The sequence below is a fragment of the Streptomyces tatrensis genome, from assembly GCF_049310065.1.
Lineage (GTDB): Bacteria > Actinomycetota > Actinomycetes > Streptomycetales > Streptomycetaceae > Streptomyces.
Map to the genome: position 1 here is coordinate 1,296,315 of NZ_JBMDLB010000011.1, position 12,160 is coordinate 1,308,474.

Here is a 12,160-nt window from a genome sequence, read left to right on the forward strand (position 1 = left end):
AGCAGGTCGTGATCCCCACCCGCCACCGAACGGCGTCACCCCGCCGGCCCCGGCTCACCGCGCGCCTGGCCGCCCTCGGCGCCGCCACGGCCCTCGCCGCCACGGCCGTCAGCACGGTGGGGCCCGGCACAGCGCCGGCGAACGCCGCGGAGACCCCCGCCGCGGCACTGACCGTACGCCTCGACCCCAGCTACCAGCACCCGGCCTTCCAGGGGTGGGGCACCGCGCTCGCCTGGTTCGCCAACGTCACCGGCGGATGGCCGGACGCCCAGCGCGACTCGCTCGCGGACGCCCTCTACGGCGCCGACGGCCTGGGCTTCACGATCGCCCGCTACAACATCGGCGGCGGCGACAGCCCCGAGACCGCCCCCTACATGCGGCCCGGCGCGGCCGTCCCCGGCTACTGGAACCGGCCCGGCCCGGAAGCCCCGGACTGGTGGGACCCGAACCGCGCCGACCACTGGAACGCCGGTGCCGACGCGAACCAGCGCTGGTGGCTCACGGCGGCCAAGGCGCGCGGAGCCAGCACCTTCGAGGCCTTCTCCAACTCGGCCCCGTACTTCATGACCAACAGCGGCCTGGTCTCGGGCGCGGTCGACGGTTGGCGGGACAACCTCCGCTCGGATCAGTACGACCGCTTCGCCGCCTACCTCACCGGCGCGCTCCAGCGGGCCCAGTCCGCCACCGGTGTCACCTTCGACTCCGTCTCGCCGGTCAACGAACCGGACACCGACTACTGGCACGCGGGCGGGCGCCAGGAGGGCTCGCACTGGGACCCGGCCTCCCAGGCCCGCATGATCACGACGCTGCGCGCCGCGCTCGACGCGAAGGGCGTGACGACCCCGATCGCCGGGATGGACGAGACGAACCCGGGGAAGTTTCGCTCCGACTGGGAGTCGTACGCCCCCGCCGTCCGGGACGCGGTGGGCCGGCTCAACACGCACACGTACGGAACGAACGGCCGCACCGGCGTCCGGGACATCGCCAAGGGTGAGACCACACCCCTGTGGATGTCCGAGGTGGATCTCGGCGGCAGCGTCCCCCAGAGCTTCACCTCCATGAGCCCCGCGCTCGACCTCGCCCAGCGCATCAACGACGACATCCGTGAGCTGGAGCCGAGCGCGTGGGTGCTGTGGCAGGCCGTCGAGGACTACGAGAACATGACGCCGGGCCGCGAGAACTCCAACTGGGGTCTGATCCAGACCGACTTCACCCCCGACGACGCGGCGACCGAACCCCTGCGCAAGAACAAGAAGTACTGGGCGATGGCGAACTACAGCCGCTTCGTCCGCCCCGGCGCGCGCATCGTCAACACCGACGACCCGCAGACGCTGGCGGCGGTGCGGCCGGGCGGGAACGGTGTGGTCGTCGTCCACACCAACCCGACGGGTGACGAGCGCGAGGTCACACTGAACCTCGACGGCTTCCAGACGGCCGCGGCCGGCCCCGTCGAGCGGTGGACCACCGACGCGACCAGGAACCTGCAGCGTGGCGCCGACGCGGCGGTGAGCGGCCGGACGCTCAAGGCCACTGTCGGCCCCGGTTCCGTCACCACGTTCGTCCTGCCCACCGTCACCGGCGTGAACGCGTCGTCGACCACCGCGCCCACCGCGGCGCCGCGCCGGCTGCTCAACGACAACAGCGGCAAGGCCCTCGCCGTCGCCACGGTGGGCGGCAAGAGCACGGTCGTGCAGCGCACCCCGGCCCCGGCGGACAGCTCTCAGCAGTGGACCTTCACCAAGCTGTCCGCCGCCGACTGGGGAAGCACCGCCGCCTATCGGGTCACCAACGCCAAGACCGGCAAGGCACTCTCCGTCTCCAACGGCGCCCTGACCTTCGCGTCGCCCGGATCGTCCACCGCACAGCAGTGGATCCGCTCGACCACGGGCGACGGCCACAGCACCCTGATCAACGCGGCCAGTGGGCGGCTCCTGGACGTCACGGGCGCGTCGACCGCCGACGGGGCACCCGTCGGGGTCCACCAGCCGACGACCGGCGGCAACCAGTCCTGGGCCTTGATCAGCACCGCACCGGACGTCTGGAAGAGCCTGTCCTTCCGGCACAGCTCCAAGTGTCTCGACGTCAGTGGCGGCGGCACGAACGACGGGGCGGCCGTCGTCCAGTACGGCTGCACCACCGGGTCCAACCAGCAGTGGTCGCTCCGCTCCACCGGTGGCGGCTACGTGAACGTCGTCGCCCGGCACAGCGGCAAGTGCCTCGACGTGAGCGGTCAGTCCACGGCCGACGGCGCCGAGGTCTTCCAGTACTCCTGCAACGGAGGCCGCAACCAGGAGTGGGCCGTACGGGCCACCGCTGACGGCCACCTCACCCTGACGGCCCGGCACAGCGCCAAGTGCCTGTCGGTGAGCGGCGCCTCCACGGCGGACGGCGCGGCCGCGGTCCAGCGGACGTGCGACGGCACCGCCGCGCAGCAGCTGAGCTGAAGCCCGAAGAGCCGGGCCCCGACCGGGAGGTCGGGGCCCGGCTCTTGTCCGTGCGGCCGCGGCTACTCCTCGGTGGGCCCGAGGTCGGCCGCGTCGCGGAAGTGGACCGTACGGGCCCGGTGTGCCGCGTGCAGCTCCAGGACGACGACCTGGTTCGTACCGGAACGCAGGACCGGCGCCGGCACGTAAAGGGAGCGCTGCGGGCCGCGGGACCAGTAACGGCCGAGCGTGAACCCGTTGACCCAGGCGTTTCCCTTGGTCCAGCCGTCGAGGTGCAGGAAGGTGTCGGCGGGGTCGGTCACCTCGAAGCTGCCGCGGTGGAAGGCCGGTCCGACGGGCGTCGCGGCAGCGGGCGCGAAGGGGAGGTCCTGCGGGTCGGTGAGCGGGAGCGGCCGGCTGGTCCAGCCCGCGAGCTCCGTGCCGTCGAGAAGGACCGGCCCGAGGAGGCCCTTGCGGTCGTGGATGCCCTGGCCGTAGTTCACGCGGCCCTGGTTCTCGACGAGGACGGTGAGCGTGCTGCCGGCCCTGGGAACCGTGAAGGCGAGGGCGTGCTCGTGGTTCTCGCGCTCCAGGACGCCCACGGGCTGCCCGTCGACGAACACCTGGGCCCGGTCGCGGACCCGCTCGACCTCCAGGAGCACCGGGCCCGCGAGGGGCAGGGCGGTCTCGTAGAGGACGAAGCCGAAGTCCTGGTCCAGCTCCTCCATGGTGAGGGGCCGGCGCGCCTCGACCGCGGTCCCGAGGGTCGCGGCGTGCGCCAACAGGCCCGCCGTCTCCGTCAAGGTCACGGTTCGCGGGGCGAGTTTGGGGCCGGGCGCCGGGACGGGGCCGTCCGGTACGGGAGCGTACTTGGCGATCACGTCGCGGAAGGCGGCGTATTTCGGCGTCGGGTCGCCCGCCTCGTCGAGGGGCGCGTCGTAGTCGTAGGAGGTGACGGTGGGCCGGTAGGTGTGCTTGTCGTTGGCGCCGTTGGTGAAGCCGAAGTTGGTGCCGCCGTGGAACATGTAGAAGTTCACCGAGGCGCCGGTGGCGAGGAGTTCGTCGAGTTCGCGGGCCGCCTGATCGGGGTCGCGGACCACGTGGTGCCCGCCCCAGCGGTCGAACCAGCCGATCCAGAACTCCGTTGTCATCAGGGGGCCTTCGGGGCGCCGGGCGCGGAGATCGGCCAGGTGCTCGGCGGAGCGGCTTCCGAAGTTCGCCGTGGCGAGGACGCCGGGGAGGGCTCCGCGCTCCAGGTCGGCGGGCTGGTCACAGGTGAAGAGGGGCACGTCGATGCCACTGCGGCGCAGGGTTGCGGCGAGGTGCTCCAGGTAGGCGGTGTCGTCGCCGTAGGCCCCGTACTCGTTCTCCACCTGTACGGCGAGCACGGGGCCTCCCCGGGAGGCCAGGTGCGGCCGGAGCGGGGTGAGGAGCCGGTCGAAGTAGTCGTCGACCGCGGCGAGGAACCGGGGGTCGCGGGAGCGCAGGCGCATGTCCGGCTCCACGAGCAGCCAGGAGGGGATGCCGCCACCCTCCCATTCCGCGCAGATGTACGGGCCGGGGCGCAGCAGGACGTACAGGCCCTCCGCCGCGGCGAGGTCGAGGAACCGGGGCAGGTCGAGGCCGCCGTCCAGCGTGAAGCGGTCCGGCCGTGGCTGATGGAGGTTCCAGGGGACGTACGTCTCGACGGTGTTGAGCCCCATGAGCCGGGCCTTGCGCAGTCGGTCCGCCCACTGGTCGGGGTGCACGCGGAAGTAGTGGAGACCGCCCGACAGGAGCCGAAACGGTTCGCCATCGAGGGTGAAGCCGCCCTCGTCGATCTGGAGAAGAGGCATGGACGGATGCTCCTGTGCTGGGTGAGGTGCGCTGTCGCGGAACGCGAAGATCCCGGTGTGAGTATGTTTGCGTAAACACGCAGCGCCTGGCAAGCCTCCACCGACCCGCACGGACATTGACGCGCCGTCGCAACGCGTGCTGAACTGACCAGGCCGACATGTTTACGTTCACACCACGACGCCGCAGCCCTTGTACGAACTGCCGCTGAACCCGCCCGGCGCGACCGCGACCGACGCCTACGCCAAAGGGGGCCACCCGGTTCGCGGTCACCGGCAACAGGCCGTCGGTGTCGGCCAACGGTTCCGCCCGTCAGGAATGGACCGCCGTCGGCCTCTGACCCCGGAGGGCGATCTCCGGCTGCCGGTCAGGGCGTTTCTACGGCAGTCGCCAGTCGACCGGCTGTGTTCCCTGGCGTACGAGCAGGTCGTTGGCCCGGCTGAACGGGCGTGACCCGAAGAACCCGCGATCGGCCGACATGGGGGAGGGATGCGCCGACTCGATGGCCGGGAGGTCCCCGAGCAGCGGCCGCAGATTGCGGGCGTCGCGGCCCCACAGGATGGACACCAGCGGCGTGCCCCGCGCGGCGAGCGCCCGGATCGCCTGCTCGGTCACCGACTCCCACCCTTTGTCACGGTGCGCGGCCGGCTTGCCGGGCGCCGTCGTCAAGGCCCTGTTGAGCAGCAGCACGCCCTGCTTCGTCCACGGCGAGAGGTCTCCGTTGGACGGCCTGGGCAGCCCGAGGTCCGAGTTCATCTCCCGGTAGATGTTCTCCAGACTGCCCGGCAGTCGACGCACTTCCGGGGAGACGGCGAAACTCAGCCCGATCGCCATCCCCGGCGTGGGGTAGGGATCCTGCCCCACGATCAACACGCGGACGTCGTCGAAGGGCTGCTGGAACGCCCGCAGAACATTCGGCCCGGCCGGAAGGTAGGTCCGGCCGGCCGCGATCTCGGCCCGGAGGAAGTCCCCCATGGCCGCGATGCGTCCGGCCACGGGCTCCAGCGCCTTCGCCCAGCCTGCTTCAACGAGTTCACACAACGGTCGAGGTGCCACAGGGCGTCACTCTACTGGCCCACGTCCCACAGGCTCACGCCGAGGCACAGCACACACAGACAAGCCCCCGCACGCGGACCACCGCCGGTACCATTGCAGGCCGTTCAGCAGGACGAACGACCCGGGGTGACCGAAAGCCTGAACGGTATCTGACATTCCTCGGATAAATACGGACAGATGCCGCCGAAGAAGACCCTGCCCGAACACCCGGTTTCGATAAACCAGTAGCATGCGGCGCCATGAGCTCCCCCACTGGGCCCGCAAATGGCCTGCCCGTACGAATGCCGCGACCCCGCCAGACCGGACGGCACCGCCGGCCCGAGCCCGCGGTGGCGCCAGAGGGCGCGCCCGCGCTGGTGCTCGCCGTGCCCGGTGCCCCCTCAGCCGCCTCGCGGGGGCTGGCGGAAGAGATCATCAGCATCGGCCGCTCCGAGCTGCCGGGCCTCGACGCCCGGGTCGGCTTCCTCGACGGTGACGACGACACCGAGTTCCCGTCCCTGTCCGGCGTGCTGAACGCCGTCGCCCACGACCGCGCCGCGCGCGCGGAGGCCGCCCGCGCCGCCGGCCAGGAGGTGCCCGCACCGACCGGCCCGGACGCCGTGGTCGTGCCCCTGCTGGCCGGCCCCGACGGGGATCTGCTGCGCCGCGTGCGCCAGGCCCTGATGGACTCCTCGGCCGCCGCCGAGCTGGCCGACCCGCTCGGCCCGCACCCGCTGCTCGCCGAGGCGCTGCACGTGCGGCTGTCCGAGGCCGGTCTCGCCCGCGCCGACCGGGCCAGGCTCTTCAGCGTGACCACGGCCGCCGACGGCATCGTCCTGGTCACCACCGGTGGCGAGGAGGCCGTGCAGGCCGCGGGGATCACCGGCATGCTGCTGGCCGCCCGTCTCGCCGTGCCGGTGATGGCCGCCGCGCTGGACGAGGAGGGTTCGGTGGCCGCGATCGCCGACCAGCTCCGCCGCGAGGGTTCGACGCAGCTCGCGCTGGCCCCGTACCTGATCGGCCCGGAGGCCGCCGAGGGACTCCTCGACACCGCCTGCAAGGAGGCCGGCTGCAGCGCCGCCGACGTGCTCGGCGCCTACCCGGCGCTCGGCAAGCTGGCCGTCGCGCAGTACTCCGCCGCCCTCGGCATCACCCTGGGCGCCGCCGCCCACTGACCCCCCGCTCATGCCGTGCGTACGAGGGCCCGCGCCCCGGACCGTTCCGAATCGAACGAGCCGGGGCGCGGGCCCTCGTGCGTACGGCCGTCCCGTACCGGCCGCTGCCGGACGTGGCCTCAGCCGAAGACCACGCAGGTGGCGGCGGGCACGGGCACCGAGCCGGCCCGGCGCGGCTCGCCGGTCACGGGGTCCACGTCGAACCAGGTGACGTCGCCGGAGCGCTCGTTGGCCGCGTACAGCCGGCGCCCCGACGGGTCGGCGGCGAGGTCGCGCGGCCAACTGCCCCCGCACGGCACGGTGCCCGTGAGCAGCGGCTTCTCCGCGCCGCCGGCGAGGGAGAGGGTGGCGATGGTGTCGGCTCCGCGGACGGCCGCCCAGACGAAACGGCCGTCGGCGGAGGCCACGACGGCCGAGGGGCAGGCCGCCGGTGCCCCTGGAGCGCCCGTGGAGGCGACCGGAACCTCGCCGACCGGTTGGAGTTCGCCCGACTCCCCGTTCCAGCGGCAGACGGTCAGCTGCGGCTCCAGCTCGTGCAGTACGTAGACCACCTCGCCGGAGGGGTGGAAGGCGAGGTGCCGGGGGCCGGTCCCGGCGCGCAGCGCGGTCTCGGCGTGGAGCACCGGGGCTCCGGTGGCCGGGTCGAGCGCGCAGACCCGTACGGAGTCGGTGCCGAGGTCGACGCTGAGCACCCAGCGTCCGCTCGGGTCGGGCAGCACCTGGTGGGCGTGCGGGCCCTGCTGCCGGCCGGCGTCGGGGCCGGAGCCCTGGTGGACGAGTACGGCGGCGGGCCCCCCGATCGAGCCGTCGGCGGCGAGCGGGAGGCTGCTGACGCCGCCCGAGGTGTAGTTGGCGGTCAGCAGCCGCCGGCCGGCCACGCTGAGATGGGTGGGGCCGGAGCCGCCGACGCGGACGACCGCACCGAGGGGGACGAGCCCCGCGGCGGTGGTCCGGAAGGCGCCCACGGCGCCCTGTTCGGCCTCGCTCACGGCGTACAGCACGCCGGTGGCGGGGTCGTGGGCCAGGTAGGAGGGGTCCGCGACGGCGTCGGTGGCCGAGAGCGGGGTCAGCGCTCCGGTGACCGGATCCACGGCCGCGGTGGTGACACCGCGGCCGCCCCCCGAGGTGAACGAGCCGATCCAGGCCAGGTGTCCGCCGCCGTCGGCCGTACGGTCAATACCGCCCACACCACTGTCCGCGCCGCTCACGAGAGGCCCCTCTCCGCCGTTCCGGATCCGTTCGTGAGCGACGGTAACAGAAGGTCTAGACCAAATCCCGCCCCTGGGCCCGTTCCTGGGCGCCGGGGTGGTGGACGTAGGCGGTCGAGCTGGGCCGGTCCTCGTACGTGCGGTGGAAGACCGGGGTCGCCGACCCGGAGATGGGCGGCACGATCCAGGACCAGTCCGCGCCCACGTCGCGGCCCTTGCGCTCCTCCTTCTCCAGGTGCGTCAGGAAGCGCCGGGACTCCGTGTGGTGGTCGGCGATGGTGACCTTGGCCCGGTCGAAGGAGTGCAGCACCGCCCGGTTGAGCTCGACGAGCGCGCGGTCCTTCCAGAGGGAGCGGTCGCTGGCGGTGTCGAGGCCCATGCGGCGGGCGACCGCGGGCAGGAGGTTGTAGCGGTCGGTGTCGGCGAGGTTCCTGGCGCCGATCTCGGTGCCCATGTACCAGCCGTTGAAGGGCGCCGCCGGATAGTGGATGCCGCCGATCTCCAGGCACATGTTGGAGATCGCGGGTACGGCGTGCCAGCGCAGGCCCCAGTCCGACCAGCCGTCACCGCCGGCCGCTCCCTCGGGGTGCTCGATGGGCACCTCCAGCACCGCGTCCGGGGGGACGTCGAACCAGCGGGGTTTGTCGTCGACCCCCTGCACGACCAGCGGAAGGAGGTCGAAGGGGGTGCCGGGGCCGCGGGACCAGCCCAGTTCGAGCAACGCGCTCGTGAGCTCGGCGTTGCGGGCGTCGCCGACGGTTATCGAGGGGTGGTCGCCGTATCCGGCGTACCGGACCAGCTGCTCGCTCCAGATGACCGGGCCGGGACGGTCCGGGGTGTCGGGGGCGAAGACCGTGATGGTGGGCCGGACCCGGCCGCCGTTGGTGGCCTCGCGCAGGTGCTCGAAGCACTCTTCCGCGATCCCGTCGGCGTCGGTGAGCCCGCGGCGGTCGCGGACGCGCAGCGAGTTCCAGTACAGCCTGCCTATGCAGCGGTTGCTGTTGCGCCACGCGACGCGGGCGCCGTGCTCCAGTTCCTCGGGAGTGTGCCGGTACGTGTCCGTCTCGGCGAGCTCGGCCCGTACGGCGGCGAGCCGCTCGCGCGGATCACCCGCGCCCGGGTTCTCCCTGTGGAACAGCCGGATGAACTCCTCGGCCGCTTCCCACACCTGAGCGGTGTCGGCGCGCTGTTGAAGTATTTCCATTCCGGGCGGTTACCCCCTGTCCGATCCGACCAGGTCCACCCCGCGCGCCGTGAACGGGCGCCATGCCGGATGAATGTGCAATGAACAATCACCCGTTGTACACGTCGCAGGTCAGCGGCGTGTGGAAGGCGCGCCCGGAACACTCCTCCGTGTGATCTTCATCGATCGGCCTGCGGACGGGACATGGGGGGACGTACCATCCGCGGCATCCCCGGGCGCTCGACCGAGCGATGCCCGAAGGGCGTCCGAAGGGCATCCGAAGGGCGCCCGAACCGCGCCCCCGACCGACCGCTCAGACGCGCGTCTCGTCGTGGATCACGCGCACCGCGGCGGTGGCGGCGACGACCGCGGAGCGGGCGGAGCCCAGCGCCTCGCGGGCCGCTTCCAGGCCGCCTTCGCGGGAGAGCAGCGCCGAGGCGTCGGCCGCGCAGTCGATCAAATGCAGGGCCACCCGGGCCAGTTGCTCGTCGGATCCGTACGCCTCGTCCAGCGCCTTGCGCGCCTGCGCCAGCAAGTCCAGCGCCGCAATCGGCCCCGCCGGCGCGATCCCGTGCTCGGAATGAATGTCTCGCTTCACCGTCGCCACTCCCGCCACCGGTCATGTGGGCCATTTCGCGATCACCAGGCAGGAAGGATCCTGCCGTTCCCCTCCCCCGCGGCCAACGGGCCGGGGCATCCTGATCTTGCATTGCCGGAACAAGAAGGGGGTCCAGATGAACACCAACACCGCACATCCCGACATTGACGGCTGCACGTCGATCTGCGGGAACTGCGCGGCCGGTTACCGCAGGGCATTGCGCGAGGGCGGTTTATCGGGGGCCGTTCCGGGATGCCTGATCGCCTTCGGGCTGCTGCGGAAGTCCGAGGGCTCCGACGAGCACCTCCCGGTACCGCCCTCGGTCGCCGCGATCACCCTCGCGCGGCCGATCAAGCGGGCCATCCTGGACCAGCGGGCCGCGCTCGACGACATGATCGCCGCCCTCACCCCGATGGACGCCGTCTACCGGCACGAACGCCGGCGCCACCAGGACCACGTACAGTCGCTGATCGGCCGCGATGTAATCGACACCGCCGTCCAGGGCGCCTTGGAGGCCTGCTCGGAGGAACTGCTCAGCGCGCACCCCGAGGGCGGCCGCCCCTCCGGCGTGCTCACCGACGCGCTGCCCCGCGATCTCGCCCCGGCGGGCCGGGGAGTCCGCCAGCGCACGATCTACGGACACACGGTCCGCGCGCACGGCCCGACGCTCGCCCACATCGAACGGGTCACCCGGGAGGGCGCCGAGGTGCGGACGGTGGGCGAACGCTTCGAGCGGCTGATCGTGTGCGACCGGTCGGCCGCGTTCATCGCGGTGCTCACCGAGAGCGGAAAGGACGCGTACGCCCTGGAAATCCGCGAACCCGGCCTGATCCAATACCTCACGAAGACCTTCGAGGCCGTGTGGGAACGGGCGGTCCCCGTCGCGTTCGACATGACGGGACAACAGCCTCCCCGGCTCACCGGCGAAATCCAGCAGGCGATTTTGGAACTCATGGTGCGGGGGCATACGGACGAGGCCATTTCCCAGCGGCTCGGCCTGAGCACCCGCACCATCGGCGCGCACATCAAACGCGCCGCGACCCGCTTCGCGAGCCGCAGCAGGGCCGAACTCGGTTTCAGCCTCGCGAAGGCCGGAGTCCTCGACGCCGGCCGGGACGCGCCCGCGCCGCCCGGGTCAGGCGCCCACCAGCGGGGAGCGTGACGCGGTGCGCAGGGGGCCGTCGAGCTGGGCGAGGAGCCGCTCCAGGCCGTGCAGGTGCGCCAGCGCGGGCTCCGAGGCGACCCGCGCGGGGTTCACGGCCGCGGTGGCCGACCGGTGCTCCGCCTCCGTGCCGCGTTCCGCTTCCGGCGTCAGCAGGGCCTCTACGGCGGCCTCCACGCGCCAGCACGCGGCCGCGAGCCGGGCGTCGTGGCTCGCGTCCGGGTCCGCCGCCACCGAGACCAGCCCGCGGACCTCCACGGCGCACTCGTCGAGCAGCGCGAGCACCCGGCGGGCCCTGGCCTTGCGGCCGCGGTAGGGGCTCAGCGGGTGGACGAGCGGGGCCAGGGAGAGCCGTACCCGGCCCAGGAACAGCTCCAGCTCGGCGGCGTGCGGCGCGGGGTCGGCGACCGGGGAGCCGGCGAGCCGGGCCGCGGCCTCGGCCGTGCAGGTGCGCACGCAGCGCAGCGCGCGCTGGATCCACATGTCGTTGGTCGCGTGGGTGGTCACCGGGAGCACCAGGATCACGGCCAGCCCGGCGCACACGGCGCCGACGGCCGTCTGTTCCAGGCGCAGGACGAGCAGGCCGGGGTCGAGCACGCCCAGCAGTCCGTAGAGCAGGCCGGCCATCACCGTCACGGCGAGCATCATCCAGCTGTAGGACACGGCGGCGGTGTAGAAGATCCCGAAGACGCAGAGCGCCACCAGGACGGCCGTGGGCGCCGGCGCACCGTTCAGCGGGATGGCTATCAGCAGGCCCGCGCCGATCCCGAACACCGTGCCGAGGACCCGGCGGAAGCCGCGGACCAGGGTCTCGCCGCGCGAGGCGGTGTTGACGAAGATCCACCAGGCGGTGCCGACCGCCCAGTACCAGCGGTCCTGCGACAGGGTCTGGCCGATGCCCAGCGCGACCGCGCAGGCGGCGGTGGCCTGGAAGGCCTGGCGGGTGGTCGGCCGGGCCAGCCCGGTCCCGGGCGGCGCGGGCGGGACCGCCGCGGGCGGGACGCGCCGCTCGATCGGCCACAGGACGAACCGCACGGCGCCGGCCGACAGCAGGGCCAGGCCGACGGCCGCGTAGAGCTCGGGCAGCTGCCCGGGCCGGGCGTGCAGGAACTGCGTGACGAAGAAGTTCATGAACGCGAAGATGCCGAGGGCGTGGCCGCGCACCCCCCACCTGCGGGCGTAGACCCCGGCGAACACCACGGCGACGAACACCGCGTCGCGGGCCAGCGGTACGCCGTGCAGGGTGGTGGCCAGGGCCAGCACGGGGAATCCGACGGCCGGCAGCAGGGCGGTGGTCACCCGCTGGGCGCGCACGGTCGAGTCGGTGACGGTGAAGAGGGCGAGCAGGGCCGCCAGTCCCCCGGTGATCGACGCGACGAGCGAAAGCCCGCAGAGCTCGGCCACGGCCACGGCGAGAGCGACGCCGATGACGGCCCGCACGGCGTTCCTGAGTCTTGCGCGCCCCGGATCCGGAGCCACGAACATCCTCTTCACGGCGGTGTGCCGCCCCCCTTGCGATGGAGCACGCCGGACCCGCGTCCGC

The 12,160-nt window shown here is 72.8% G+C and carries 9 protein-coding genes; 3 read left to right on the forward strand and 6 right to left on the reverse strand.

What is annotated here, in order from left to right:
• Positions 1-8 precede the first annotated feature (8 nt).
• Positions 9-2,444: an RICIN domain-containing protein gene (locus ACODT5_RS21445; protein ID WP_422520934.1), complete on the forward strand. Its 2,436-nt coding sequence runs from the start codon at positions 9-11 to the stop codon at positions 2,442-2,444.
• A gap of 62 nt (positions 2,445-2,506) precedes the next feature.
• Here the strand turns inward: ACODT5_RS21445 and ACODT5_RS21450 are convergent, their stop codons facing one another.
• Complete coding sequence (locus ACODT5_RS21450; RefSeq protein ID WP_422520935.1) at positions 2,507-4,258, reverse strand: glycoside hydrolase family 35 protein; 1,752 nt, start codon at positions 4,256-4,258, stop codon at positions 2,507-2,509.
• A gap of 376 nt (positions 4,259-4,634) precedes the next feature.
• The gene (locus ACODT5_RS21455; RefSeq protein WP_422520936.1) at positions 4,635-5,312 is read right to left on the reverse strand and encodes a uracil-DNA glycosylase; all 678 of its coding nucleotides are present in this window, start codon (positions 5,310-5,312) and stop codon (positions 4,635-4,637) included.
• A gap of 239 nt (positions 5,313-5,551) precedes the next feature.
• On the opposite strand from ACODT5_RS21455, the gene ACODT5_RS21460 reads away from it, so the two are divergent.
• Entirely contained in the window at positions 5,552-6,466 is a 915-nt protein-coding gene (locus tag ACODT5_RS21460; RefSeq protein ID WP_422520937.1) for a sirohydrochlorin chelatase, read from the forward strand.
• 119 nt (positions 6,467-6,585) lie between these two features.
• On the opposite strand, the gene ACODT5_RS21465 is transcribed toward ACODT5_RS21460, so the two are convergent.
• The 3 genes from ACODT5_RS21465 to ACODT5_RS21475 form a co-directional block, all read right to left on the reverse strand.
• Entirely contained in the window at positions 6,586-7,674 is a 1,089-nt protein-coding gene (locus ACODT5_RS21465; RefSeq protein WP_422520938.1) for a lactonase family protein, read from the reverse strand.
• 55 nt (positions 7,675-7,729) lie between these two features.
• On the reverse strand, positions 7,730-8,878 hold the full coding sequence (locus tag ACODT5_RS21470) for a nitric oxide synthase oxygenase (RefSeq protein ID WP_422520939.1): 1,149 nt from the start codon (positions 8,876-8,878) through the stop codon (positions 7,730-7,732).
• 292 nt (positions 8,879-9,170) lie between these two features.
• Complete coding sequence (locus tag ACODT5_RS21475) at positions 9,171-9,455, reverse strand: hypothetical protein (RefSeq protein ID WP_422520940.1); 285 nt, start codon at positions 9,453-9,455, stop codon at positions 9,171-9,173.
• Between the two features lie 136 nt (positions 9,456-9,591).
• On the opposite strand from ACODT5_RS21475, the gene ACODT5_RS21480 reads away from it, so the two are divergent.
• Entirely contained in the window at positions 9,592-10,617 is a 1,026-nt protein-coding gene (locus tag ACODT5_RS21480; RefSeq protein ID WP_422520941.1) for a LuxR C-terminal-related transcriptional regulator, read from the forward strand.
• Here the strand turns inward: ACODT5_RS21480 and ACODT5_RS21485 are convergent.
• Positions 10,591-12,102, reverse strand: a complete 1,512-nt coding sequence (locus ACODT5_RS21485) for an FUSC family protein (RefSeq protein ID WP_422524985.1) — start codon at positions 12,100-12,102, stop codon at positions 10,591-10,593. The two genes, ACODT5_RS21480 and ACODT5_RS21485, sit on opposite strands and share 27 nt — an antisense overlap.
• Positions 12,103-12,160: the final 58 nt, after the last annotated feature.

What these genes read in the sequence shown, in the direction of transcription:
- ACODT5_RS21450 (WP_422520935.1), bottom strand. Translation starts at nt 4,258, where the DNA reads ATGCCTCTTCTCCAGATCGACGAGGGCGGCTTCACCCTCGATGGCGAA.
- ACODT5_RS21460 (WP_422520937.1), top strand. Translation starts at nt 5,552, where the DNA reads ATGAGCTCCCCCACTGGGCCCGCAAATGGCCTGCCCGTACGAATGCCG.
- ACODT5_RS21470 (WP_422520939.1), bottom strand. Translation starts at nt 8,878, where the DNA reads ATGGAAATACTTCAACAGCGCGCCGACACCGCTCAGGTGTGGGAAGCG.
- ACODT5_RS21480 (WP_422520941.1), top strand. Translation starts at nt 9,592, where the DNA reads ATGAACACCAACACCGCACATCCCGACATTGACGGCTGCACGTCGATC.
- ACODT5_RS21485 (WP_422524985.1), bottom strand. Translation starts at nt 12,102, where the DNA reads ATGTTCGTGGCTCCGGATCCGGGGCGCGCAAGACTCAGGAACGCCGTG.